We start from the raw sequence: 23,646 nt of genomic DNA on the forward strand, positions 1-23,646 counted from the left end.
GCGGCGTGATGTGACGCCGCGCACTTTCCGCCATCGATTGCGCATGCGAGCCGCCGGACCTGGGCAGGCGGCGACGGTCCCCGAGCGTGGCACGCATGTGACACAGGGGCATCGATCAGGAACGGAAGGCAACACCGAACATGGCGGACAGAACGGCACGACAGGCCCAGGCGACCATCCACGCGGGCGGCGAGTGGCTGGCAGCGATCTCCGGCGCGACGCGCGAGATCCTCGACCCCGCGGACGCCCGGCCGTTCGCCGTGGTCGCCGAGGGTGACGAGAAGGATGCCGAGCGTGCGGTGGCCGCCGCGCGGCATGCCTTCGACCACGGCCCCTGGCCGCACACCCCGGTCGCCGAACGCGCCGCCCTGCTGCGCCGCGTCGCCGACCTCCTCGTACGCGACCGGGAGGAACTGGGCCGGCTGGAGAGCCGGGACGCGGGCAAGACCGTCGAGGAGGGCCGGATCGACATCGACTGTGTCGCCGACGCCTTCCGCTACTTCGCCGACCTGGTCGCCGCCGAGGCGCCGGGCCGGGTGGTGGACGCGGGCTCCCTCGACATCCACAGCGTCGTCGTGCACGAGCCGGTCGGTGTCTGCGCGCTGATCACCCCCTGGAACTACCCGCTCCTGCAGGCCAGTTGGAAGATCGCCCCGGCGCTCGCGGCCGGCAACACCTTCGTGATCAAGCCCAGCGAGATCACCCCGATGACCACCGTCGCGCTGATCGAGCTGCTGGCGGAGGCGGGCCTGCCCGCCGGGGTCGCGAACCTCGTCACCGGCCCCGGCCGCACCGTCGGCGCCCGGCTCGCCGAGCACCCCGACGTCGACCTGGTCTCCTTCACCGGCGGCCTGCTCAGCGGCACCAAGGTGGCCCAGGCCGCCGCCCCGACCGTGAAGAAGGTCGCCCTCGAACTCGGCGGCAAGAACCCCAACGTCGTCTTCGCCGACGCCTGCGCCACCGAGGAGGGCTTCGACACCGCCGTCGACCAGGCCCTCAACGCCGCCTTCATCCACAGCGGCCAGGTCTGCTCGGCCGGCTCCCGCCTCATCGTCGAGGAGTCCGTCCGCGAGCGCTTCGTCGCCGAACTCGCCCGCCGCGCCCAGCGGATCAGGCTCGGGCGCGGCACCGCCGAAGGCGTCGAGTGCGGGCCGCTGGTGAGCGAGCACCAGCGCGCCAAGGTCGAGGCGCACGTCGCCGCCGCGCTCGCCGAGGGCGCCGTACTGCGCTGCGGCGGCAAGCGGCCGGAGCCGTCGGCGGAGCGCCCCGAGGGCGGGTACTTCTACGAGCCGACCGTCCTCGACGCCTGCCACCGCGAGATGAGGATCGTCCGCGAGGAGGTCTTCGGCCCGGTCCTCACCGTCGAGACCTTCCGCACCGAGGAGGAGGCCGTCCGCCTCGCCAACGACACCGAGTACGGCCTCGCCGGCGCCGTCTGGACCGCCGACGCGGGCAGGGCCCGCCGCGTCGCCGGCCGGCTGCGCCACGGCACCGTCTGGATCAACGATTTCCACCCCTACCTGCCGCAGGCGGAGTGGGGAGGCTTCGGCAAGAGCGGCACCGGCCGCGAGCTGGGCCCGGCCGGACTCGCCGAGTACCGCGAGACCAAGCACGTCTACCAGAACCTCGCGCCCAAGCCGGTGCGCTGGTTCGCCGGCTGAGCCCCACGCCCGCCCTCACGGAAACACCCCCTGGAGAAGTACCCCCATGTCCCACACCCCCCACGTCTACGACTACGTCGTCATCGGCGGCGGTACCGCGGGCTCCGTCATCGCCTCCCGGCTCACCGAGAACCCGGACGTCACCGTCGCCGTCATCGAGGGCGGCCCGAGCGACGTCGGCCGCGACGACGTCCTCACCCTGCGCCGCTGGATGGGCCTGCTCGGCGGCGACCTCGACTACGACTACCCCACGGTGGAGCAGCCCCGCGGCAACTCCCACATCCGGCACAGCCGCGCCCGCGTCCTCGGCGGCTGCTCCTCCCACAACACCCTGATCTCCTTCAAGCCGCTGCCGTCCGACTGGGACGAGTGGGAGGCGGCCGGCGCCAAGGGGTGGGGCGCCGTCCCCATGGAGGCGTACTTCGCCCGCCTGAAGAACAACATCGTCTCCGTCGACGAGAAGGACCGCAACGCCATCGCCCGGGACTTCGTCGACGCCGCCCAGGCCGCGCTCGGCGTCCCCCGCGTGGAGGGCTTCAACAGGAAGCCGTTCACCGAGGGCGTCGGCTTCTTCGACCTCGCCTACCACCCCGAGAACAACAAGCGGTCCTCGGCGTCGGTGGCGTACCTGCACCCCGTGATGGACGAGCGCCCGAACCTGACGATCCTCCTGGAGACCTGGGCGTACCGGCTTCAGATCACCGGGGACCGGGCCGAGGGCGTCCACGTGCGCACCAAGGACGGCGAGGAACTGCTGATACGGGCCCGCAGCGAGGTCGTGCTGTGCGCGGGCGCCATCGACTCCCCGCGCCTGCTCCTCCACTCGGGCATCGGCCCCCGTGCGGACCTTCAGGCCCTCGGCATCCCCGTCGTCCACGATCTGCCGGGCGTCGGCGAGAACCTGCTGGACCACCCCGAGTCGGTCATCGTCTGGGAGACCCACGGCCCGATCCCGGAGAACTCCGCGATGGACTCCGACGCGGGCCTGTTCGTGCGTCGCGACCCCGGACACCCGGGCCCCGACCTGATGTTCCACTTCTACCAGATCCCGTTCACGGACAACCCGGAGCGCCTCGGCTACGAACGCCCCTCGTACGGCGTGTCGATGACCCCGAACATCCCCAAGCCGAAGAGCCGCGGCCGCCTCTGCCTCACCAGCGCCGACCCGTCCGTCAAACCCGCCCTCGACTTCCGCTACTTCACCGACGAGGACGACTACGACGGCCGGACCCTGGTCGACGGCATCCGCATCGCCCGTGAGATCGCCAAGACCGAGCCGCTCGCGGGCTGGCTCAAGCGCGAGGTGTGCCCCGGCCCCGAGGTCCAGGGCGACGCCGAACTGAGCGAGTACGCCCGCAAGGTCGCGCACACCGTCTACCACCCGGCCGGCACCTGCAGGATGGGCGCCGCCGACGACGAAATCGCCGTAGTGGACCCGGAGTTGAAGATCCGCGGCCTCGACGGCATCCGCATCGCCGACGCGTCCGTCTTCCCCACCATGACCGCCGTCAACCCGATGATCGGGGTGCTCATGGTCGGGGAGAAGGCCGTCGACCTGATCGGAGGTGACGCCCGATGACCCTCACCGTCCCCACGCGCAAGCCGCCCACCACCGACACGCCGGTCTTCTCGGTCTCCGGCCTGTGGAAGGTCTTCGGCCCCAAGCCGCAGCGGATCCCCGACGACCCCGAACTGGCCGCCCTCGAACCCGCCGACCTGCGCGCCCGCACGGGCTGCACGGCGGCCGTCCGCGACGTCTCCTTCGACGTCCGCAAGGGCGAGGTCTTCGTGGTCATGGGCCTGTCGGGCTCCGGTAAGTCCACGCTGGTCCGCTGCCTGACCCGGCTGATCGAGCCGACCGCGGGCACGATCTCCATCGACGGCGAGGACGTCCGCGCGATGGACAAGGCCCGCCTGCGCGAACTGCGCCGGCACCGGGCCGCCATGGTCTTCCAGCACTTCGGCCTGCTCCCGCACCGCACGGTCCTCGACAACGTGGCCTACGGCCTGGAGATCCAGGGCATGGGCAAGGCCGAGCGGCGCGAGCGGGCCGCCGAGGTCGTCGCCAAGGTCGGCCTCGACGGCATGGAGCACCGCCGCCCCGCCCAGCTCTCCGGCGGCCAGCGCCAGCGCGTGGGCCTCGCACGGGCGCTGGCGGTCGACCCCGAGGTGCTGCTGTTCGACGAGCCGTTCAGCGCCCTCGACCCGCTCATCCGGCGCGACATGCAGGACGAGGTGGCCCGCCTGCACCGCGAGGAGGGCCGCACCATGGTCTTCATCACCCACGACCTGTCCGAGGCCCTCAAGCTGGGCGACCGCATCGCCCTGATGCGCGACGGCCGGGTCGTCCAGCTCGGCACCCCGGAGGAGATCGTGGGCTCCCCGGCCGACGACTACGTCCGCGAGTTCGTCCGGGACGTCCCGCGCGAGCAGGTGATGACGGTGCGTACGGCGATGAAGCCGGGCGACTGCGGCGGTTCGGAGCACCCGGGTGCCCTCACCCCGGACGCGGTGGTCGCGGACGCCATCAGGACCGTGGCCGAGACCGGCACAGCGGCGTGCGTGGTGGAGGACGGCCACTGCGTCGGGACCGTGGACCACGAGCTCCTGCTGGACGTCGTGGCAGGCATCGACGTGGGCGTACCCGGCCCCCGCACCAGCCCGGAGGCCGTCTGATGGCAACGCTCAGTCTCCCGACCTCCAGTACCGCCACACCCCGCATCCTGAAGAGCCGTACCGCGGGCAAGCTCCTGCTGCTCGCGCTCGTCACCGCCGTACTGCTGCCCCTGCTCCACGGCGGCTCATGGCCCCAGCATCTGACCGTCAGCCTGGACAAGCCGCTCACCAGCGCCAGCAACTGGGTCATCGACAACCGCGACAGCCACCCGCTGTTCCTCTACTTCTTCGGCTACATCAGCAACGCGGTCGTCATGGCCGTACGCGCCGTGTACCTCACCCTGCTCGCCGCGGGCTGGGCCGGCGTCACGGCGTTCGGCGCCCTGCTCGCCTGGCGTTTCGCGGGCCCCCGGCTCGCCGCCTGCACCGCGACCGCCTTCCTGGCCTGCGGCGCACTGGGCATGTGGGTGCCGACCATGCAGACCCTCGCGCTGATGGTCGTGGCGGTCCTCGCCTCCGTGGTCGTCGGGGCACTCCTCGGCCTCGCCGCCGGCCTGTCCGACCGCCTGGACCGCGCGCTGCGCCCGGTCCTGGACACCATGCAGGTGCTCCCGGCCTTCGCCTACCTCCTCCCCGTCGTCCTGGTCTTCGGCATCGGCGTCCCCGCGGCCGTCCTCGCCACCGTCGTGTACGCCGCCCCGCCGATGGCCCGCCTCACCGCGCTCGGCCTGCGCGGCGCCGACCCCGAAGTCCTGGAGGCCGTGGAGTCGCTCGGCGCGACCCGCCGCCAGCGGCTGCTGACCGCCCGCATCCCGCTGGCCCGCGGCGAACTCCTCCTCGGCCTCAACCAGACGATCATGATGGCGCTGTCCATGGCCGTCATCGCCTCGGTCATCGGCGCCGGCGGCCTCGGTGACCGCGTCTACCAGGCGCTCGCCTCCGTCGACGTCGGCCAGGCCCTCGCCGCCGGCATCCCGATCGTGCTGCTGGCGATCGTGCTCGACCGGGTGACCGCGGCCGCGGGGGAGGACCGTACGACGCACCCGAGGACCATCGGCTGGCCGTACGCCCTCGCCGTCACCGTGGCCGCCGCCCTGGCCGCCCGGCTCCTCGGCCGCCTCGACTGGCCCTCCGGCTGGACCCTGGACATCGCCGAACCGGTCAACCGCGCCGTCGACTGGATGACCAACCACCTCTACTCCGGCGTCCCGGTCATCGGCGGCACGGCCGACTGGGCGGGCCACTTCACCACCTGGGTCCTGGACCCCGTCCGCGGCGGCCTGCAGTGGCTGCCCTGGTGGTCGGTGCTGCTGATCGTCGCCGCCCTGGCCTGGTCGATCGGCACCTGGCGCACCGCCCTGACCGCCGTCCTCGCCATGGCCGCCATCGGCGTGCTCGGCGTCTGGGAACCGGCCCTCGACACGCTCTCCCAGGTGCTCGCCGCCGTCGCCGTCACCCTGGTCCTCGGCTTCGCGACCGGCATCGCCGCCGCCCGCAGCGACCGCGTCGAACGCGCCCTGCGCCCCGTCCTGGACGTCTTCCAGACCATGCCGCAGTTCGTGTACCTGATCCCGGTCGTCGCCCTGTTCGGCGTCGGCCGCGCCCCCGCCGTCGCCGCGGCCGTCGTCTACGCCCTCCCGGCCGTCGTCCGGATCACCGCCCAGGGCCTGCGCCAGGTCGACCCGGCCGCGCTGGAGTCGGCGCGCTCGCTCGGCGCGACCGGCCGGCAGCAGCTGTGGCAGGTCCAACTCCCGCTCGCCAAGCGGTCCTTGCTGCTCGCCGTCAACCAGGGCGTGGTCCTGGTCCTCGCCGTCGTCATCATCGGCGGCCTGGTCGGCGGCGGCGCCCTCGGCTACAACGTGGCCTTCGGCCTCGCCCAGGGCGACCTGGCGACCGGTCTGGTGGCCGGTGCCGCGATCGTCTGCCTGGGCCTGATGCTGGACCGGGTGACCCAGCCGACCGAGCGACGCGCGAAGAAGGGAGCCTGACATGCGACGCCGTACGACCACTGCCGCCGTGCTGGGCTCGCTGGTGCTGCTGACCGCGACCGGCTGCGGCGCCGCCGACATGACCAAGCAGGCCTCGCCCTTCGCGAACGCCGGTGGCACGAAGTCCGTGACCCTGTCCGTGCAGTCCTGGGTCGGCGCCCAGTCCAACGTGGCCGTCGCCCAGTACCTGCTGGAGCACAAGCTCGGCTACCGCGTCGACACCGTGCAGGTCGACGAGGTGCCCGCCTGGGACGCGCTCAGCCAGGGCCGGGTCGACGCCATCCTGGAGGACTGGGGCCACCCGGACCAGGAGAAGCGGTACGTCGAGGACAAGAGGACGATTCGGCGGGGCGGCGGCCTCGGGGTGACCGGTCACATCGGCTGGTTCGTCCCGACGTACCTCGCCCAGCAGCACCCGGACATCACGAACTGGAAGAACCTCAACAAGTACGCCTCCCTCTTCCGCACCGCGGAGAGCGGCGGCAAGGGCCAGCTGATGGACGGCTCCCCGTCGTACGTCACCAACGACAAGGCCCTGGTGAAGAACCTGAAGCTGGACTACCAGGTCGTCTTCGCCGGCTCCGAGGCCGCCCAGATCACCCAGATGAAACAGTTCGCCAAGCAGAAGAAGCCCTTCCTGACCTACTGGTACGCCCCCCAGTGGCTGTTCAAGAAGGTCCCCATGACGGAGGTGAAGCTGCCGCCGTACAAGGAGGGCTGCGACGCGGACGCGGCGAAGGTGGCCTGCGCCTACCCGCACACCCCGCTGCAGAAGTACCTCAACGCCGGCTTCGCCAGGTCCGGCGGCAAGGCGGCGGCCTTCCTGAAGAAGTTCAGCTGGACGACCGAGGACCAGAACGAGGTCTCCCTGATGATCGCCGACCAGAAGCTGTCGCCCCAGGACGCGGCGAAGAAGTGGGTGGACAGCCACCCCGACGTGTGGAAGAAGTGGCTGTCCTGACCCCCCTCAGCCCCTGAGGGCGTCGGCAATGTCCCGGAGCGCCGCGGCGGCCCGCCGCTGGAGCCCCGGGCCGAACGTGACGCGGGTGGCCCCGAGTTCGCCGAGTCCGGCGGGCGAGGGGCCCTCCCTGTCCAGGCGGGCCAGCGCGTTCAGCGGACCCTGGATCCCGGCCCGCAGCAGGGGCAGTACGCCGGCGGGGGCGAGGATCGGGTAGATACAGTCGGCGCCCGCCGCGACGTACAACGCGGCGCGCTCGATGGCCCGCTCGGGATCCTTGTCGCCGTGCACGAAGACGTCGACGCGGGCGTTGACGAACAGCCGGTCGGCGGCGGCCGAGCGGACCTCGGCGAGGAACTCGGCGTGCTCGTACGGGTCCTTGAGGACACCCCCGTCGGTGTCCTCGAGGTTGCAGCCGACGGCGCCGGCCTCCAGCAGCCGCTCCACGATCTCCTTCGGCGCGAGCCCGTACCCGCTCTCGATGTCCGCCGACACCGGCACGTCCACCGCCCGCGCGATCCGGGCGACGGCGGCGAACATCTCGTCGGCCGGGGTCGCCCCGTCCGCGTACCCGAGCGAGGCGGCCACCCCGGCGCTCGGCGTGGCCAGCGCCGGGAACCCGGCCTCTTCGAGGACGCGCGCACTGGCCGCGTCCCAGGGACCGGGCAGGACCAGCGGGTCGCCCGGGGGGCGGTTGCGGTGCAGCGCCCGGAACACGTCCACCTTGCGCTCCGCGGCCCGCTCGCGCTCGCTGGGGCTCACCTGTGCTGTCCGGGCTCGTAGTGGCCCGGGGCCATCCGGGTGGTCACACCGAACCGGTTCCAGGTGTTGATCACCGTGATCGCGGCGATCAGCCGGGCCAGCTCGGCCTCCTCGAAGTGCCCCGCGGCCTTCTCGTACACCTCGTCCGGCACGAAACCGTCCGTCAGCACGGTGACCGCCTCGGTCAGCTCGATCGCCGCCAGCTCCTTCTCCGTGTAGAAGTGCCGCGACTCCTCCCACGCGCTGAGCTGCACGATCCGCTGGACGCTCTCGCCGGCCGCCAGCGCGTCCTTGGTGTGCATGTCCAGGCAGAACGCGCAGTGGTTGAGCTGGGAGGCGCGGATCTTCACCAGCTCGTACAGCGCGGGGTCCAGGCCCTGCCGGGCCGCCGCGTCGAGCCGGACCATCGCCTTGTAGACCTCGGGGGCGTGCTCGGTCCAGCGCATGCGCGGGGTGTGCTCGGGGGCGTACTCGACGGTCTTCTCGGTGCTGGTCTGTGTGCTCATGCCCTCGACCCTAGGAGCGAGGCAGCCCAGGAGTATGGTCCATTCCCATGGCGAAACCCTGGGCCACTCTGGGCGTCGACCTGCACCTCGAACCGGCCGGCTCCGGCGGGCTGCGCCGGGGCCTGACCGACGCCCTGCGCGAGGCCGTCCGCACCGGCCGCCTCGCCCCCGGCACCCGGCTGCCCTCCTCCCGCTCCCTCGCCGCCGACCTCGGCATCGCCCGCAACACCGTCGCCGAGGCCTACGCGGACCTGGTGGCGGAGGGGTGGCTGACCGCCCGGCAGGGCTCGGGCACACGGGTCGCGGAACTGGCGGCGACTGTGCCCTCCGGCAGGGGCGCGGAACCCCGCCACCGGGAGCCCGACCGGCCGGCGTACAGCCTCCTCCCCGGCGCCCCCGACCTCGCCGCCTTCCCGCGCACCGAGTGGCTCAGGGCCGCCCGCCGGGCCCTCACCACCGCCCCCTACGACGCCCTCGGCTACGGCGACCCGCGGGGCAGGCCCGAACTCCGCACCGCCCTCGCCGGGTACCTCGCACGGGTGCGCGGCGTCCGCGCCGACCCGGAGTCGGTGCTGATCACCTCCGGCTTCGCCCACGCCCTGCGGATCGCCGGCACGCTGCTCGCGGGGCGCGGGGTGCGCACGGTGGCGGTCGAGTCCTACGGCCTCGACGCCTACTGGAACCTGCTCCAGCACTCCGGCCTCGCCACACCCGCCCTCCCCTACGACCGGCTCGGCACGGACACCGGCGGGCTGGGCGACGCCGGCGCGGTGCTGCTGACCCCCGCCCACCAGTTCCCCATGGGCACGCCCCTGCACCCGGAACGACGGGCCGCGGTGATCGACTGGGCGCGGCGCACCGGCGGCCTGATCCTGGAGGACGACTACGACGGCGAGTTCCGCTACGACCGCCAGCCCGTCGGCGCCCTCCAGGGCCTCGACCCCGACCGCGTGATCTACTTCGGCACCGCCAGCAAGTCCCTGGCCCCCGGACTGCGACTGGGCTGGATGGTGCTGCCGCCGTCCCTGGCCCAGGAGGCGGCCTCGGCCAAGGGCGGCGCCGAGACCGTGGGGGTGCTGGAGCAGCTCACCCTCGCCGAGTTCATCACCTCCGGCGCGTACGACCGCCACGTCCGCTCCTCACGCCTGCGCTACCGGCGCCGCCGCGACGCCCTCGCCGCCGCCGTCTCCACCCGCGCTCCCGAGGTGACGGTCACCGGCATCGCCGCCGGCCTGCACGCGGTGCTGCGCCTGCCGGCCGGCCTGGAACAGCCGGTGATCCAGGCCGCGACCTGGCAGGGCCTGGCCCTCCACGGCCTCTCCTTCCACCGCCACCCCCAGGCCCTCGCCGAGCCGCTGGACGCCCTGGTCGTGGGCTATGCGACACCACCGGACAGCGCCTGGGCGGGGGCGCTGGAGGCGTTGTGCAGGGTGTTGCCGTAGCAACCGGGCCGGAAATCCACTCAGCGGTGAGCCGGTATGGAGATCGCCGTTTCCGGAGGTCGGTCCTGCCTCAGTGCTCCGACTCGAATCGGCTCACGCGGGCTGCTCCTCCGCGGGTGCCTCTCCGAATCGGGCCAGCAGCAGCGCGCCCGCCACGGCCACGGCGAAGCCGAGGACCGCCAGCCAGGTCAGCCCCTCGCGCGTGCGGTCTCCCAGCCAGACGACGCCCACCGCGGCGGGCCCGATCGTCTCGCCGATCACCATCCCCGCGGTGGCGGTGGTCACCGACCCGCGTTGCAGGGCGGAGGTCAGCAGCATGAAGGCGGCGGCTCCGCCGATCAGCAGCGCGTAGGCCGCCGGGTTGGTGAGCACGTCCGCCGGTGCCAGGCTGTCGATCAGGCGGACCGTCACCTCGACCACCCCGAAACCGAACCCGGCCCCGAGTCCGAGCACCAGCCCCCGCGCCGGCCCGGTGAGCCGGCCGCCCGCGAGGGCGAGCAGCAGCATCCCGACCGCCACGGCGAGCATCACGTACCGCAGGGTGTCCGAGCCGGCCCGGCCGCCCTCCGGCCCCGACGCCAGCCCCAGCATCGCCAGCCCGGCGCACACCACGGCCACCGCGCCCCACTCCGTGCCGCTCAGCCGGACCCGCAGCAAGCGCGCCGCCACCACCGCGGTCACCGCCAGACTCGCCGCCAGGGCGGCGCTGACCGCATAGATGGGAAGGGACCGCAGCGCCGCGATCTGGAACAGGAAGCCGAGCCCGTCCAGCGCCAGTCCGGCGATGTACCGCCACTGCCGCAGCGCCCGCAGCAGCAGCGCCGCCTCGCCGCCCCCGCCCGTACCGGCCTCACGCGCCGCGACCGCCTGCAATACCGTCGCGGTGCCGAAGCAGACCGCCGCGCCAAGGGCGCACACCATTCCAAAGAGCACACAGGGACTTTAGGAGAGGGCCGGTCCGGGCCCCCACTGCGGTCTGCGCTCTTACCGTTCTCTAGTCTGTACCGACAGTCCGACGAACACACGGCGGAGACACCACGATGGACACCACGCGCCGTCGGCTGCGCTCCGGCAAGGTCGTGCTCGGCGGCATGGGCCTGCTGGCCGCCGCCCTCACCGCCTGCTCCTCCGACCCGGACAAGCGCTGCGTCGACCGCGACAGCTACACCTACGCCAAGGGCTACAAGGTCGTCTCCGACAAGAACTGCCGGACGACCAAGGCGGCCGTGAACGCCGACTGGTACTACGGCGGCGACCGGAAGGGCTCCTGGGTGAGCGACGGCTCCTTCACCAGGCCCAGGTCGTCGGGTTCGGGCGGCAGCCACAGCGGCGGCGGGGTCCACCGAGGCGGCTTCGGCGGCGGCCACCACAGCTCCGGCGGCTGACCGGCACCGGCTCATGGAACGCCGTACCACCACCCCCCGGCCCGGCTGGCAGCGGACCGTGGAGGAGCAGGGGCTCGTCTACCCCCTCACCCGGCACCCCGACGGCTCCCTGCGCCCTTACTGGGACGAGAGCGCCTACTACGTCTTCTCCCTGGAGGAGGTCGAGGCGCTTCAGGACACCGTCGGGGAACTGCACCGCATGTGCCTCGCGGCCGCCGAGCACATCGTGGCGAAGGACCGCCTCGCCGACCTCGGCATCACCGACCCGGTCGTGGCCGCCGCCGTCACCGAGGCCTGGCGGCGCCGCGCCGAACTCCCCTCCGTCTACGGCCGGTTCGACCTGCGCTACGACGGCACCGGCCCGGCCAGGCTGCTGGAGTACAACGCCGACACCCCGACCTCCCTGGTGGAGGCCGCCTCGGCCCAGTGGTTCTGGATGGAGGACCGCTTCCCCGGCGCCGACCAGTGGAACTCCCTGCACGAACGCCTCGTCGAGGCCTGGCGGACGCAGGCCGCGCTCCTCCCGCCCGGCAGCCCGCTGCACTTCGCCCACTCCTCGGCCGACGAGCTCGGCGAGGACCTGATGACGGTCGCCTATCTGAAGGAGACCGCCGAACAGGCCGGCCTCGACACCGACTGGCTGTCCATGGAGGAGATCGGCCGGGACACCCTCTCCGGCCGCTTCGTCGACCACCAACTCCGGTTCATCCGCAGCATCTTCAAGCTCTACCCCTGGGAGTGGCTCACCACCGACGCCTTCGGCGGGCACGTCCTCGCCACCCTCGACAACGGTGGCGGCACCGGCAGCACCCTGTGGATCGAACCCGCCTGGAAGATGCTGCTCAGCAACAAGGCCCTGCTGGCGATCCTCTGGGAGCTGTACCCCGGCCACCCCAACCTCCTCCCCGCCTACCTCGACGGTCCCCGCGAACTGGCCGCCGGACCGGGCTGTGTCTCCAAGCCCCTGCTCGGCCGCGAGGGGGAGGGCGTCCTCGTGCACCCGCCCGGCGCACCCGTCGCACCGCGCGGCGAGCCCTGCTGCTACCAGCAGTTGGCGCCCCTGCCCGCCTTCGACGGCAACCACGTCGTCCTCGGCGCCTGGGTCGTCCAGGACGAGCCGGCCGGCCTCGGCATCCGCGAGTCCTCCGGCCTGATCACCGACGCGTACGCCCGCTTCCTGCCCCATGTGATCCTCTGACCCGCGCTCAGCCGCTCAGCACCGCCCGGAACTGCTCCAGCCCCCAGTCCAGGTCCGCCTCGGAAATGATCAGCGGCGGAGCGATCCGCACGGTGGCGCGGTGGGTGTCCTTCACCAGCACGCCGCGGTCCATCAGCCGCTCCGCGACCTCCCTCGCCGTGCCCGCCTTCGGCGCGATGTCCACGCCCGCCCACAGCCCACGCCCGCGCACCGCCGTCACCGCGCCCGCATCCAGCAGCGCGCCCAGCGCCCGGTGCAGCCGCTCGCCCAGCTCGGCCGCCCGGGCCTGGAACTCGCCCGTGCGCAGCATCGCGATCACCTCCAGCGCCACCGCGCAGGCCAGCGGATTCCCGCCGAACGTCGACCCGTGCTCGCCCGGCCGGAACACCCCGAGCACCTCCGCGCTCGACACCACCGCCGACACCGGCACGATCCCGCCGCCCAGCGCCTTGCCCAGCACATACATGTCCGGGACCACCCCCTCGTGCTCACACGCGAAGGTCCGCCCGGTGCGGCCGAGACCCGACTGGACCTCGTCGGCGACGAAGAGCACGTTCCGCTCGCGGGTCAGCTCCCGGACCGCCGGGAGATAACCGGCCGGCGGCACGATCACCCCGCTCTCGCCCTGGATCGGCTCCAGCAGCACGGCCACGGTGTTCTCCGTCAGCGCCTGACGCATCGCCGTCAGATCGCCGTAGGGCACGATCTCGAACCCCGGCGTGTACGGCCCGAAGTCCGCCCGGGCCTCCGGGTCGGTGGAGAAGCTGATGATCGTCGTCGTACGGCCGTGGAAGTTGCCGCCCGCGACCACGATCTTCGCCATCTCCGCGGGCACCCCCTTGACCCGGTACCCCCACTTCCGGGCCGTCTTCACCGCGCTCTCCACGGCCTCCGCGCCGGTGTTCACCGGGAGCACCATCTCCATCCCGCACAGCTCGGCCAGCTCCGTGCAGAACGCCGCGAACCGGTCGTGCAGGAAGGCGCGGGAGGTCAGCGTCACCCGCTCCAGCTGGGCCTTGGCCGCCTCGATCAGCCGCCGGTTGCCGTGCCCGAAGTTCAGCGCCGAGTAGCCCGCCAGCAGATCCAGATAGCGCCGCCCCTCCACATCGGTCATCCAGGCGCCGTCCGCCGTGGCCACGACGACCGGCAGCGGATGGTAGGTGGGCGCACAGTGGGCTTCGGCGGCGGCGACGAGGTCTTCTGCAGCGGTCATGGCCTCTCCCGGAAAGGACGGTGACCCCCTTCCTATCGTCGCTCGCATGGTGGACGCGGGACCTGCGCCGTCCGGCTCGCCCGGTAGGCTGATCAGCGGGCCGTGACTGGCGCGCTGGGATGGGAAGGACCATCGGGGAGCGGTCCGGCGGGAAACAGTGCCGTGCGCCTGGGCCGAACGTGAACGCTGTACGCACCGTCCGGAGGTCCTCATGCCAGAGCAGCACCCCCTCTCCACCGAGTCCACCGCCTTCCGCGCCGCCCTCGACGTCATCCGCGCCGTCGAACCGCGCGTCGCCGACGCGATCGGCCAGGAGGTCACCGACCAGCGCGCGATGCTCAAGCTGATCGCCTCCGAGAACTACGCCTCCCCGGCCACCCTGCTGGCGATGGGCAACTGGTTCAGCGACAAGTACGCCGAGGGCACCGTCGGCCGCCGCTTCTACGCCGGCTGCCGCAACGTCGACACCGTGGAGGCCCTGGCCGCCGAGCACGCCCGCGAGCTCTTCGGTGCCCGCCACGCCTACGTCCAGCCGCACTCCGGCATCGACGCCAACCTCGTCGCCTTCTGGGCCGTCCTCGCCGACCGGATCGAGGCACCCTTCCTGGAGAAGACCGGCGCCCGCCAGGTCAACGACCTGACCGAGGCCGACTGGGCCGAGCTGCGCCAGGCCTTCGGCAACCAGCGCATGCTCGGCATGTCCCTGGACGCCGGCGGCCACCTCACCCACGGCTTCCGCCCGAACATCTCCGGCAAGATGTTCGACCAGCGCTCCTACGGCACCGACCCGGCCACCGGTCTCATCGACTACGACGCCCTGCGCGCCCAGGCCCGTGACTTCAAGCCGCTGATCATCGTCGCGGGCTACTCGGCGTACCCCCGTCTGGTGAACTTCCGGATCATGCGCGAGATCGCCGACGAGGTCGGCGCGACCCTCATGGTCGACATGGCCCACTTCGCGGGCCTGGTCGCGGGCAAGGTCCTGACCGGCGACTTCGACCCGGTCCCGCACGCCCAGATCGTCACCACCACCACCCACAAGTCGCTGCGCGGCCCGCGCGGCGGCATGGTCCTGTGCGACGACTCCCTGAAGGACCAGGTCGACCGCGGCTGCCCGATGGTCCTCGGCGGCCCGCTCCCGCACGTCATGGCCGCCAAGGCCGTCGCCCTCGCCGAGGCGCGGCAGCCCGCCTTCCAGGACTACGCCCAGCGCATCGTCGACAACTCCCGCGCCCTGGCCGAGGGCCTGATGCGGCGCGGTGCCACCCTGGTGACCGGCGGCACGGACAACCACCTCAACCTGATCGACGTGGCCACCTCCTACGGCCTCACCGGCCGCCAGGCGGAAGCGGCCCTCCTGGACTCGGGCATCGTCACCAACCGCAACGCCATCCCGGCCGACCCCAACGGCGCCTGGTACACCTCCGGCATCCGCATCGGCACCCCCGCCCTCACGACGCGTGGCCTGGGTACGGCGGAGATGGACGAGGTGGCGGGCCTGATCGACCGCGTCCTCACCGCCACCGAACCGGGCACCACCAAGTCCGGCGCCCCCTCCAAGGCGGCCCACGTCCTGGACGAGAAGGTGTCCCAGGAGATCGCCCAGCGGGCGACGGACCTGGTGGCGGGCTTCCCGCTGTACCCGGAGATCGATCTGGGCTGAAGCTGATCCGGAGCGCGGGGTCGTATCGGTGCCGTCACCACTCCTCACACCTGAGAGAATGATGAACATGGCCAACGACCGACCCCGCGTGCTCTCCGGCATCCAGCCCACCGCCGGCTCGTTCCACCTCGGCAACTACCTCGGCGCCGTCCGCCAGTGGGTGGCCCTGCAGGAGTCCCACGACGCGTTCTACATGGTCGTCGACCTGCACGCGATCACGGTCCCGCAGGACCCGAAGGAGCTGCGGGACAACACCCGGCTCGCCGCCGCGCAGCTGCTGGCCGCCGGTCTGGACCCGGACCGCTGCACCCTCTTCGTCCAGAGCCACGTCCCCGAGCACGCCCAGCTCGCCTGGATCATGAACTGCCTCACCGGTTTCGGCGAGGCCAGCCGCATGACCCAGTTCAAGGACAAGTCCGCCAAGCAGGGCGCCGACCGCGCCTCCGTCGGTCTGTTCACGTACCCGATCCTCCAGGTCGCCGACATCCTCCTCTACCAGGCCAACGAGGTGCCGGTGGGCGAGGACCAGCGCCAGCACATCGAGCTGACCCGTGACCTGGCCGAGCGTTTCAACGGCCGCTTCGGCGACACCTTCGTGATCCCGTCGCCGTACATCCTCAAGGAGACGGCGAAGATCTACGACCTGCAGGACCCGTCGATCAAGATGAGCAAGTCGGCGTCCACGCCGAAGGGCCTGATCAACCTGCTCGACGAGCCGAAGACCACCGCCAAGAAGGTCAAGAGCGCCGTCACCGACACCGACACCGTGATCCGCTACGACGCGGAGAACAAGCCGGGCGTGTCGAACCTGCTCACCATCTACTCCACGCTCACCGGCACCTCGATCGCCGAGCTGGAGCGGGAGTACGAGGGCAAGATGTACGGCGCCCTCAAGACCGACCTCGCCGAGGTCATGGTCGAGTTCGTGACGCCGTTCCGGGAGCGCACCCAGCAGTACCTGGACGACTCCGAGACGCTCGACTCGATCCTCGCCAAGGGCGCGGAGAAGGCGCGCGCGGTCGCCGCGGAGACGCTGGCGCAGGCGTACGAGCGGGTCGGATTCCTGCCGGCGAAGCACTGAGCCGCACGGCCCGGCGCTGGGGCGCACGGCCGTACGCACGTCCGAGTGGGCGGAGCGCTGCACATCACTTCCGCTGCGCCTGCCCACAGGACTTCCATGGCCGTACAGTCGGTAGCCCACGGCCCCGTTCGTGACGAACGGGACGGCCTGCACAAGACGACAGACGCGACGACAGGAGACGACGTGGGGACCGTAACGATCGGCGTGTCGATCGCGGTCCCGGAGCCTCACGGCAGCCTGCTCCAGGAGCGGCGCGCGGGCTTCGGCGACCCCGCGGCTCACGGCATCCCCACGCATGTCACGCTGCTGCCGCCGACCGAGGTCGACGAGAGCGAGCTGCCGGCCGTCGAGGCGCACCTCACCGAGGTCGCCGCGGGCGGGCGGCCGTTCCCGATGCGGCTGTCCGGCACCGGCACGTTCCGTCCGCTGTCCCCCGTGGTCTACGTCCGCGTCGTCCAGGGCGCCGAGGACTGCACCCTGCTCCAGCAGCGGGTGCGGGACGCCTCGGGGCCGGTGGCCCGCGAGCTGCAGTTCCCGTACCACCCGCACGTCACCGTCGCGCACGGCATCGACGAGGCGGCGATGGACCGCGCGTTCGAGGAACTGGCCGGCTTCGACGCGCAGTGGCCGTGCACGGGCTTCGCCCTGTACGAGCAGGGCCCGGACGGGGTGTGGCGCAAGCTGCGGGAGTACACGTTCGGGGGAACGGTGGTGCCGCCGCAGGCCGGTGCGCTGCGTGAGGTGGGCCGCAGCGCGGTGTCGTAGTGCCGGGACCGCTACAGGGGCAGCCGTCGGAACAGTGCCCTCGGTGCGTGCCGTAGCGCCGACATCACCAGCCGCAGCGCTCCCGGCACCCACACCACCTCCGAACGGCGGCGCACCCCCAGTTCGATGGCCGTGGCGACCGCCTCCGGGGTCGTCGAGAGCGGCCCCTCGCCCCGGACGTAGCCCGGCCGTACGACCATGACGTGCACGCCCGTGCCGTGCAGCGCGTCGCCGAGGCCCTGGGCGAAGGTGTCGAGGCCGGCCTTGCTGGAGCCGTAGATGAAGTCCGCGCGGCGGGCCCGCTCGCCGGCGACGGAGGACAGGACCACGAGGGTGCCGTGCCCCTGGGTCTGCAGGGCGCGGCCGGCGACCAGGCCGGCGGAGACGGCCCCGGTGTAGTTGGTCTGGGCGACCTGGACGGCGCGTACCGGGTCCCGCTCGTCGTGGGCCTGGTCGCCGAGGATGCCGAAGGCGAGCAGCACCAGGTCGATGTCGCCCTCGGCGAACACCTTGCCGAGGACGGTCTCGTGGGACTCGGGGTCGAGGGCGTCGAAGGCGACGGTACGGGTGTCCGCGCCGAGTGCGCGCAGGCTCTCGGCGGCCTGTTCCAGGGCCGGTGAGGGGCGGCCCGCCAGCCATACCGTGCGGGTGCGGCGGGCGATCAGCCGACGCGCGGTGGCCAGCGCGATCTCGGACGTGCCGCCGAGGACGAGCAGAGAATGAGGAAGACCGAAGGCGTGCTTCACATCAGCAGGCATGTCGGTGACCGTATCGTCCCTATATGAGGGATTAGTTACTGAACATTCGCCCGCTCCACACAATGGGTGATTAGTGGGATGTCTTACGAGCGTGTGGTCGGGGGCAGGAACGGATCATGGACTGGCTGAAGAGACTCCCCGGCATCGGGCCGATCGTGGCCCGGCTGATGGAGACGCACGCGTGGCACTGCTACGAACGGCTGGACCGGGTGAAGTGGACGCGGCTGGCCGCCGCGATGACGTTCATCGGCTTCGTGGCGCTGTTCCCGCTGCTGACCCTGGTCGCCGCGGTCAGCGCCGCCACGCTCAGCCCGGCCCGGCAGAAGACCGTCGAGCACAAGATCGCCGAGCAGTTCCCGGGCGTTCTCTCCAGCCAGTTGGACCTCACCTCGCTCGTCCACAACGCCGGCACCGTCGGCGTCATCGCGGGCGCCGTGCTGCTGTTCACCGGCATCGGCTGGGTCGGCCAGACCCGGGACTGCCTGCGCGCGGTGTGGGAACTGCCGGAGCAGCAGCAGAATCCGGTGGTGGCCAAGGCCAAGGACGCCGGCATCCTCTTCGGCCTCGGCGGGGCCCTGCTGGTCACGCTCGCCGCGTCCACGCTCGCCTCGGCCGCCGTCGGACTGGTATCGAGCCACCTGGGCCTGGCCGAGCACGGCTGGGGCACCGTGCTGCTGCGGATCGCCGCGTTCGCCGTCGCCGTGCTCGGCGACTTCCTGGTCCTCCTCTACGTCCTGACCCTGCTGCCCGGTGTCGAGCCGCCGCGCCGCCGCCTGGTGGTGGCCGCACTGCTCGGCGCGGTCGGCTTCGAACTGCTGAAACTGCTGCTGAGCAGCTATATCCAGGGAGTCGCGGCGAAGAGCATGTACGGCGCGTTCGGCGTCCCGGTGGCGCTGCTGCTGTGGATCAACTTCACCGCGAAACTCGTGCTGTTCTGCGCCTCCTGGACGGCGACGCAGACCGTGAAGCCCGAGCCCGCCGAGGTCACGGACGGGACCGACGGCGCATCAGGTCCGGCAGCGGCCACCGGCGGTTGACCAGGAACGCCGCGCCCGCGAGCAGCACCAGCACCCCGCCGGTGACGGCCGCGGCGATGCCGATGCCGGAGCCCGAGCCGGCGGTGGCACCGGCCACCGGCCTGGTGCCGGATCCGCTGCGCCCCGCGGACGTCCCGGTGGAGCCGCTGGGCCCCGGGCTCGGCAGGGCGCTCTTCGGCGGTACCAGCTCGCCCACCGGATTGACCTTGCCGGCCGCCTGGAAGCCCCAGTCGAACAGCCTGGCCGTCTCCTTGTAGACCTCGTTGTGCTCGGCCTTCTCCGGATGCATCACCGTGACCAGCAGCACCCGGCCGTTCCGCTCGGCGACCCCGGTGAAGGTGGCGCCCGCGTTGGTGGTGTTGCCGTTCTTCACGCCCGCGATGCCCTGGTAGACGGGCACGTCGGGGTCACCGCTCAGCAGCCGGTTGGTGTTGCGGATCTCGCGCGACTCGAACCTGGCGCTGACGGTCGAGCAGTAGTCGCGGAAGTCCTTCTTCTGCAGCCCGGACCGGGCGATCAGCGTCAGGTCGTACGCCGACGACAACTGCCCCGGCTCGTCATAGCCGTCGGGCGAGACCACGTGCGTGTCCTGGGCCTGCAGCTCGTCGGCGTGATCCTGCATGTCCTTGACGGTCTGCGCGACGCCCTGGTTCATCGAGGACAGCACGTGCACGGCGTCGTTGCCCGAGCGCAGGAAGACCCCGAGCCACAGGTCGTGGACGGAGTAGGTGTGCCCCTCCTTTATGCCGACCACGCTGGAGCCGTCGCCCATGCCCGCGAGGTCGGACGGCACCACCTTGTGCGTCTCCTCCTTCGGGAAGCGGGGCAGCAGGGTGTCCGCGAACAGCATCTTCAGCGTGCTCGCCGGGGGCAGCCGCCAGTGCGCGTTGTGCGCGGCGAGCACCTCGCCGGACTCGGCGTCGGTGACGATCCAGGAGCGCGCGGTGATGTCCTTGGGCAGCGCCGGGACACCGGGCGCGAGATTGACCTGCGTGCCGGGCTGGCCCAGCCGGACGCCGCCCACGGTCGACATGCGGACCGGGGGCGTGGCCGTCTGGCTGGTGGAGGGGGTCGGGGCGGCGAGGGCGGCGGGCGCGGTGGCGGACAGGGACAGCAGGGTCGCGGAGGTGACCAGCAGGGAGCGCCGGCTGGTCTTCTTCGGTGCAGGCACGGTCGAAAAAGTACCTTTTGTCGGCTGTGATGTTCCATGACCCACCTCACCCCCGACACGGAACCCGACGCCGAACGGCGATACTGGTCGCATGAAGCTCAGCCGCCCCGTCTCCTGGTTCCTGCTCGCCTTCGGGGTGTGGAGCTGGGTCATCTGGGTCACTTTCGTCAAGAACCTGGTCAAGGACAGCAGCGGGCTCGCCTTCGACCACGGCCATCCCACCGCGTACTTCTGGGTGCACCTGCTGCTGGCGGTCGTTTCCTTCGTATTGGGGACGGTCATCGGGGTCATCGGGTTGCGCGGGCTGCGCGCACTGCGCCGTACGTCATAGCCGTCCGGGGGTCCAGGGGGGCGGAGTCCCTGGTACGGCACCGAAACCGCTCCCACCCCTGTGAAGGCGCTGTGAAACACGGGGAAAACAACGCCTCGGTATCTTCTTCCCTCATCTGGTCAGAAAGCCCTTCCCCCAGGTGAAACCCGTGTGATTAGGTGAGCCGCGCCACTAGGGGGTGGCGGAAATGTGCTGGCCAGGGGTAGGGCCTTTGAAGGGCCTGGGGAGGGCACCACCATGCGATCTGTTCGCATGCGCGTTCTCGTGGCACTGCTCGTGCTCGCGATCGTGGGAATCGGCGGCTGGCAGCTGCTGCCGTCGCAGGACAACCAGAACAAGACCATCGCGGTCGGTACGACGGACGCCGTCACGGACCTCGACCCGGCCGGCGCCTACGACGCCGGTTCCTGGGCGTTGTTCAGCAACGTCTTCCAGTCGCTGCTGACGTTCGAGCCGGGCGGCGTGCAGCCGGTCCCGGACGCGGCGAAGAGCTGCGCCTTCCAGGGCAGCGGCCTGCGGACGTACCAGTGCACGCTGCGCTCCGACATCACTTTCCCGAGCGGGCGCACGATGACGGCCGAGGACGTGAAGTACTCGTTCGACCGGGTCAAGAAGATCAACTCGGATGTCGGCCCGGCCTCGCTGTTCTCCACGCTCGCCTCGGTGACCGCCGACAACGCGACGACCGTCACCTTCCATCTGTCGTCCGCCGACGCCACCTTCCCGCTGAAGGTCGCCACCGGCGCCGGGTCGATCGTGGACAAGGAGAAGTACCCGGCCGGCTCCCTGCGCGGCGGCACCGCCGTCGACGGCACCGGCCCGTACACCCTGACGTCGTACACCAAGAACGAGAAGGCCGTCCTGCAGCCGAACGGCTCCTACAAGGGCTACCTCACCGGTACCGGCCGCCCGATCGAGCTGCGCTACTACGCCGACTCCGCGAAGCTCGACACCGCCTGGAAGGCGGGGCAGGTCGACGTCGCCACCCGGGAGCTGCCGCCGAGCGTGCTGTCCGGGCTCAACCCGAGCGACCCCAACAAGCGGGTCACCGAGTCCGACAGCGCCGAGACCCGCAACCTGTACCTCAACACGCGCGCCGACTCGCCCCTGCACGACGTGCGGGTGCGCCGCGCGATGGCCTGGCTGGTCAACCGCGAGCAGCTCGCCTCGACGGTCTACGAGGGCACGGTCGACCCGCTGTACTCGCTGATCCCGACCGGCATCCCCGGCCACACCACCTCGTTCTTCGACGACTACCCGACGCAGAGCGTGCGGAAGGCGCGGGCGCTGCTCACCGAGGCCGGGGTGTCCCTGCCCGTCCGGTTCACCTTCGGCTACGGCAGGAACCGGGGCGTGGGTGAGCAGGAGGCCGCGGCGCTGAAGCAGCAGTTGGAGGCCGGCGGCCTGTTCAAGGTGGACGTCCAGGGGTACGAGTGGACCGACTTCCAGAAGCGCTGGGCCACCGGGAAGATCGACGCGTGGGCGGTCGGCTGGGTGCCCGACTATCCCGACCCGGACACCTTCGGTGCCGCGCTCGTCGGCACCGGCTCCACGATGAGCACCGGGTACAGCAACAAGCTGGTCGACCATCTGATCCTGGACAGCCAGCAGTACGCCGACCGCAGCCGGGCTGCGAACGACTTCCGGGACATCCAGGCGGACGTCGCCCAGGACGTCCCGCTGATCCCGCTGTGGCAGCGCAAGGAGTACGTGGTCAGCACCGAGGCCGTGGGCGGCAGCCAGTACCTGGACGACGGCACGGGCGTCTTCCGCCTGTGGCGTCTGCAGTGGATCTGATCAGCCGGCCTTCTCCTCGCGCCCCTCGCGCCCCTCGGGCCGCTCGGGTCGCTCGGTTCCCCTGGTCCGTGGATCCGGCAGTGCCCTGGTCATGCCGGGCAGGAAGTCCGTGAACAGCTCATGGATCTCCAGGACCAGGGGGCGCAGCACGCGGAAGCGGGCGAGCGCCACCCCGCGGGCGGTCAGTCGGGCGCCGCGCCGGGCCAGGCGGTAACTGCGCTCGCGCCCCTCCGTCCGGTCGAAGACCCAGTGCAGGACCAGTCCCATCTGGGCGAGCCACATCAACTCCGGGAGCACCTCCCGGAGTTCGGCCGGAACCTTCGACCTGGAGCCGGCCAGTACCTCGCGGTGGACGGCGATCGCCTGCTCGCGGGCGTGCTCGCTCTCCGGGGAGAAGGGGCTGAGCGGGCTGTCGGGGTCGGCGGCGTTCTTGAAGAACTGCACGGCGAACTCGTGGTACGGCCGGGCGATGTCGAGCCAGACGGTCAGCACGCCGGCGAGCCGCGCCTCCAGGTCGGTCTCCCGCTCCAGGACCTCGCGGACCGCCGCCTGGTGCTCGGCGGCGATCCGGTCGTAGAAGCCCTGGATCAGGTGTTCCTTGCCCTCGAAGTAGTAGTAGGCGTTGCCGACGGAGACCCCGGCCTCCTTGGCGATGGCCCGCATGGTGGTCTTGTCGTACCCGCGCTCCTGGAACAGCCGCATCGCGGTCTGAAGGATCAGCGCGCGGGTCTGCTCGGACTTGCTGCTGGGGGAGCCGGCCGTCTCCAGGCCGTCGTTCTTCGCGGGCACACGAAAAGACTACGGGGTGCCGATCAGCCCCTCCGGCCCAGTTGCGGGCGCTTTGTGTAGTCCGTGAAGCCGAGGATGTTGCCCCACGGGTCGGCGATCTCCACCGTCCACCCGGTGGCCCCCTGGAACACCTCGTCCAGCGGCCGGATCCCGGCCGCGGCCAGCTCCCGTGCGGCCGTCCGCGCGTCCGGCACCTCCAGCCAGACCCGCGCCGAGGGCCAGGGCGGCGACCGGTGCCCCAGCTGCTCCTCGACGCACAGCAGGATCCCGGGCGTCTCCCCGCCGACCTTCAGCAGGGCGAGCCCACCCTCGTCGAACCGGAACCCGAGACTGAACCCGGCCCGCTCGTAGAACCCGACGGCCTCCCCGAGGTCTCCGACGGGAAGCAACACGTTGTCGAAACCGAGCAGCTCGTAGGACTCTTCGTCTGACATGTCGTCACATTAGAACCACCGGGTGGGGAAATCCGACAAAAACGCCCGAGGGCCCTGCTTCCGGAGGATCGGAAGACAGGGCCCTCGGGCC

At 71.6% G+C, this 23,646-nt stretch carries 22 protein-coding genes and 1 riboswitch; of the genes, 14 read left to right on the forward strand and 8 right to left on the reverse strand.

From position 1 onward, the window contains the following. Positions 1-140 precede the first annotated feature (140 nt). Genes ACWC2T_RS07780 through ACWC2T_RS07800 form a run of 5 tightly spaced genes read left to right on the forward strand, consistent with a single transcriptional unit; the run spans position 141 to position 7,226 of the window. On the forward strand, positions 141-1,661 hold the full coding sequence (locus tag ACWC2T_RS07780) for an aldehyde dehydrogenase family protein (RefSeq protein ID WP_450669512.1): 1,521 nt from the start codon (positions 141-143) through the stop codon (positions 1,659-1,661). Positions 1,662-1,707: 46 nt separating this feature from the next. Further along, complete coding sequence (locus ACWC2T_RS07785) at positions 1,708-3,240, forward strand: GMC family oxidoreductase (protein ID WP_450669513.1); 1,533 nt, start codon at positions 1,708-1,710, stop codon at positions 3,238-3,240. Continuing rightward, positions 3,237-4,337 carry a quaternary amine ABC transporter ATP-binding protein gene (locus ACWC2T_RS07790; protein WP_450669514.1) on the forward strand — a complete coding sequence of 367 codons (1,101 nt, stop codon included), beginning with the start codon at positions 3,237-3,239 and terminating at the stop codon, positions 4,335-4,337. The genes ACWC2T_RS07785 and ACWC2T_RS07790 overlap by 4 nt, the downstream gene beginning before the upstream one ends. Next, positions 4,337-6,265, forward strand: a complete 1,929-nt coding sequence (locus ACWC2T_RS07795) for an ABC transporter permease (protein ID WP_450669515.1) — start codon at positions 4,337-4,339, stop codon at positions 6,263-6,265. The genes ACWC2T_RS07790 and ACWC2T_RS07795 overlap by 1 nt, the downstream gene beginning before the upstream one ends. A gap of 1 nt (position 6,266) precedes the next feature. Continuing rightward, positions 6,267-7,226 carry an ABC transporter substrate-binding protein gene (locus ACWC2T_RS07800; protein ID WP_450669516.1) on the forward strand — a complete coding sequence of 320 codons (960 nt, stop codon included), beginning with the start codon at positions 6,267-6,269 and terminating at the stop codon, positions 7,224-7,226. Between the two features lie 6 nt (positions 7,227-7,232). On the opposite strand, the gene ACWC2T_RS07805 is transcribed toward ACWC2T_RS07800, so the two are convergent. Continuing rightward, positions 7,233-7,985, reverse strand: coding sequence for an isocitrate lyase/PEP mutase family protein (locus tag ACWC2T_RS07805; protein ID WP_450669517.1), 753 nt, complete (start codon positions 7,983-7,985; stop codon positions 7,233-7,235). Next, positions 7,982-8,491, reverse strand: a complete 510-nt coding sequence (locus tag ACWC2T_RS07810) for a carboxymuconolactone decarboxylase family protein (protein WP_450669518.1) — start codon at positions 8,489-8,491, stop codon at positions 7,982-7,984. Before ACWC2T_RS07810 ends, ACWC2T_RS07805 begins: the two co-directional genes overlap by 4 nt. Positions 8,492-8,538: 47 nt before the next feature. On the opposite strand from ACWC2T_RS07810, the gene pdxR reads away from it, so the two are divergent. Continuing rightward, positions 8,539-9,933: a MocR-like pyridoxine biosynthesis transcription factor PdxR gene (gene pdxR, locus ACWC2T_RS07815; RefSeq protein ID WP_450669519.1), complete on the forward strand. Its 1,395-nt coding sequence runs from the start codon at positions 8,539-8,541 to the stop codon at positions 9,931-9,933. A 93-nt stretch (positions 9,934-10,026) separates the two neighbouring features. Here the strand turns inward: pdxR and ACWC2T_RS07820 are convergent, their stop codons facing one another. After that, positions 10,027-10,854: a DMT family transporter gene (locus tag ACWC2T_RS07820; RefSeq protein ID WP_450669600.1), complete on the reverse strand. Its 828-nt coding sequence runs from the start codon at positions 10,852-10,854 to the stop codon at positions 10,027-10,029. A 119-nt stretch (positions 10,855-10,973) separates the two neighbouring features. Here ACWC2T_RS07820 and ACWC2T_RS07825 point away from each other — a divergent pair, with 119 nt between their 5' ends. Together ACWC2T_RS07825 and ACWC2T_RS07830 are read left to right on the forward strand one after the other, a co-directional pair. Continuing rightward, positions 10,974-11,318, forward strand: a complete 345-nt coding sequence (locus ACWC2T_RS07825; RefSeq protein WP_450669520.1) for a hypothetical protein — start codon at positions 10,974-10,976, stop codon at positions 11,316-11,318. Between the two features lie 13 nt (positions 11,319-11,331). After that, a complete protein-coding gene (locus ACWC2T_RS07830; RefSeq protein ID WP_450669521.1) occupies positions 11,332-12,516 on the forward strand; it encodes a glutathionylspermidine synthase family protein in 1,185 nt (394 codons plus the stop codon). 7 nt (positions 12,517-12,523) lie between these two features. Here the strand turns inward: ACWC2T_RS07830 and rocD are convergent, their stop codons facing one another. Then, complete coding sequence (gene rocD / locus ACWC2T_RS07835) at positions 12,524-13,729, reverse strand: ornithine--oxo-acid transaminase (RefSeq protein WP_450669522.1); 1,206 nt, start codon at positions 13,727-13,729, stop codon at positions 12,524-12,526. A 92-nt stretch (positions 13,730-13,821) separates the two neighbouring features. Beyond that, a riboswitch (ZMP/ZTP riboswitch) is annotated at positions 13,822-13,910 on the forward strand. A gap of 30 nt (positions 13,911-13,940) precedes the next feature. Here rocD and ACWC2T_RS07840 point away from each other — a divergent pair. The 3 genes from ACWC2T_RS07840 (at position 13,941) to ACWC2T_RS07850 (ending at position 17,238) form a co-directional block, all read left to right on the forward strand. Next, positions 13,941-15,392 (forward strand): glycine hydroxymethyltransferase, encoded by a 1,452-nt coding sequence (locus tag ACWC2T_RS07840; RefSeq protein WP_450669523.1) that lies wholly within the window; start codon positions 13,941-13,943, stop codon positions 15,390-15,392. Positions 15,393-15,459: 67 nt separating this feature from the next. Then, positions 15,460-16,473 carry a tryptophan--tRNA ligase gene (gene trpS / locus ACWC2T_RS07845; protein WP_450669524.1) on the forward strand — a complete coding sequence of 338 codons (1,014 nt, stop codon included), beginning with the start codon at positions 15,460-15,462 and terminating at the stop codon, positions 16,471-16,473. Positions 16,474-16,656: 183 nt separating this feature from the next. Continuing rightward, positions 16,657-17,238: a 2'-5' RNA ligase family protein gene (locus ACWC2T_RS07850; RefSeq protein WP_450669525.1), complete on the forward strand. Its 582-nt coding sequence runs from the start codon at positions 16,657-16,659 to the stop codon at positions 17,236-17,238. 11 nt (positions 17,239-17,249) lie between these two features. Here the strand turns inward: ACWC2T_RS07850 and ACWC2T_RS07855 are convergent, their stop codons facing one another. Further along, complete coding sequence (locus ACWC2T_RS07855) at positions 17,250-17,984, reverse strand: decaprenylphospho-beta-D-erythro-pentofuranosid-2-ulose 2-reductase (RefSeq protein ID WP_450669601.1); 735 nt, start codon at positions 17,982-17,984, stop codon at positions 17,250-17,252. Positions 17,985-18,112: 128 nt separating this feature from the next. On the opposite strand from ACWC2T_RS07855, the gene ACWC2T_RS07860 reads away from it, so the two are divergent. After that, the gene (locus ACWC2T_RS07860) at positions 18,113-19,033 is read left to right on the forward strand and encodes a YihY/virulence factor BrkB family protein (RefSeq protein WP_450669526.1); all 921 of its coding nucleotides are present in this window, start codon (positions 18,113-18,115) and stop codon (positions 19,031-19,033) included. Here the strand turns inward: ACWC2T_RS07860 and ACWC2T_RS07865 are convergent. Further along, a complete protein-coding gene (locus ACWC2T_RS07865; RefSeq protein WP_450669527.1) occupies positions 18,981-20,204 on the reverse strand; it encodes a D-alanyl-D-alanine carboxypeptidase family protein in 1,224 nt (407 codons plus the stop codon). The two genes, ACWC2T_RS07860 and ACWC2T_RS07865, sit on opposite strands and share 53 nt — an antisense overlap. A gap of 91 nt (positions 20,205-20,295) precedes the next feature. Between ACWC2T_RS07865 and ACWC2T_RS07870 the strand changes: the two genes are divergently transcribed. Both ACWC2T_RS07870 and ACWC2T_RS07875 read left to right on the forward strand, forming a co-directional pair. Next, the gene (locus tag ACWC2T_RS07870) at positions 20,296-20,535 is read left to right on the forward strand and encodes an SCO4848 family membrane protein (RefSeq protein ID WP_061920469.1); all 240 of its coding nucleotides are present in this window, start codon (positions 20,296-20,298) and stop codon (positions 20,533-20,535) included. A gap of 252 nt (positions 20,536-20,787) precedes the next feature. Continuing rightward, positions 20,788-22,332 (forward strand): ABC transporter substrate-binding protein, encoded by a 1,545-nt coding sequence (locus ACWC2T_RS07875; protein ID WP_450669528.1) that lies wholly within the window; start codon positions 20,788-20,790, stop codon positions 22,330-22,332. Here the strand turns inward: ACWC2T_RS07875 and ACWC2T_RS07880 are convergent, their stop codons facing one another. Both ACWC2T_RS07880 and ACWC2T_RS07885 read right to left on the reverse strand, forming a co-directional pair. Beyond that, positions 22,333-23,121, reverse strand: a complete 789-nt coding sequence (locus tag ACWC2T_RS07880; protein WP_450669529.1) for a TetR family transcriptional regulator — start codon at positions 23,119-23,121, stop codon at positions 22,333-22,335. It lies immediately after the preceding gene. Between the two features lie 23 nt (positions 23,122-23,144). Further along, a complete protein-coding gene (locus ACWC2T_RS07885) occupies positions 23,145-23,555 on the reverse strand; it encodes a VOC family protein (protein ID WP_450669530.1) in 411 nt (136 codons plus the stop codon). Positions 23,556-23,646 lie beyond the last annotated feature (91 nt).

The sequence above is a fragment of the Streptomyces sp. NPDC001393 genome, assembly GCF_053597455.1.

What these genes read in the sequence shown, in the direction of transcription:
- ACWC2T_RS07795 (WP_450669515.1), top strand. Translation starts at nt 4,337, where the DNA reads ATGGCAACGCTCAGTCTCCCGACCTCCAGTACCGCCACACCCCGCATC.
- ACWC2T_RS07780 (WP_450669512.1), top strand. Translation starts at nt 141, where the DNA reads ATGGCGGACAGAACGGCACGACAGGCCCAGGCGACCATCCACGCGGGC.
- ACWC2T_RS07800 (WP_450669516.1), top strand. Translation starts at nt 6,267, where the DNA reads ATGCGACGCCGTACGACCACTGCCGCCGTGCTGGGCTCGCTGGTGCTG.
- ACWC2T_RS07840 (WP_450669523.1), top strand. Translation starts at nt 13,941, where the DNA reads ATGCCAGAGCAGCACCCCCTCTCCACCGAGTCCACCGCCTTCCGCGCC.
- ACWC2T_RS07790 (WP_450669514.1), top strand. Translation starts at nt 3,237, where the DNA reads ATGACCCTCACCGTCCCCACGCGCAAGCCGCCCACCACCGACACGCCG.
- trpS (WP_450669524.1), top strand. Translation starts at nt 15,460, where the DNA reads ATGGCCAACGACCGACCCCGCGTGCTCTCCGGCATCCAGCCCACCGCC.
- ACWC2T_RS07825 (WP_450669520.1), top strand. Translation starts at nt 10,974, where the DNA reads ATGGACACCACGCGCCGTCGGCTGCGCTCCGGCAAGGTCGTGCTCGGC.
- ACWC2T_RS07810 (WP_450669518.1), bottom strand. Translation starts at nt 8,491, where the DNA reads ATGAGCACACAGACCAGCACCGAGAAGACCGTCGAGTACGCCCCCGAG.
- ACWC2T_RS07860 (WP_450669526.1), top strand. Translation starts at nt 18,113, where the DNA reads ATGGACTGGCTGAAGAGACTCCCCGGCATCGGGCCGATCGTGGCCCGG.
- ACWC2T_RS07820 (WP_450669600.1), bottom strand. Translation starts at nt 10,854, where the DNA reads ATGGTGTGCGCCCTTGGCGCGGCGGTCTGCTTCGGCACCGCGACGGTA.
- ACWC2T_RS07875 (WP_450669528.1), top strand. Translation starts at nt 20,788, where the DNA reads ATGCGCGTTCTCGTGGCACTGCTCGTGCTCGCGATCGTGGGAATCGGC.
- ACWC2T_RS07830 (WP_450669521.1), top strand. Translation starts at nt 11,332, where the DNA reads ATGGAACGCCGTACCACCACCCCCCGGCCCGGCTGGCAGCGGACCGTG.
- ACWC2T_RS07785 (WP_450669513.1), top strand. Translation starts at nt 1,708, where the DNA reads ATGTCCCACACCCCCCACGTCTACGACTACGTCGTCATCGGCGGCGGT.
- ACWC2T_RS07885 (WP_450669530.1), bottom strand. Translation starts at nt 23,555, where the DNA reads ATGTCAGACGAAGAGTCCTACGAGCTGCTCGGTTTCGACAACGTGTTG.
- rocD (WP_450669522.1), bottom strand. Translation starts at nt 13,729, where the DNA reads ATGACCGCTGCAGAAGACCTCGTCGCCGCCGCCGAAGCCCACTGTGCG.
- pdxR (WP_450669519.1), top strand. Translation starts at nt 8,539, where the DNA reads ATGGCGAAACCCTGGGCCACTCTGGGCGTCGACCTGCACCTCGAACCG.
- ACWC2T_RS07870 (WP_061920469.1), top strand. Translation starts at nt 20,296, where the DNA reads ATGAAGCTCAGCCGCCCCGTCTCCTGGTTCCTGCTCGCCTTCGGGGTG.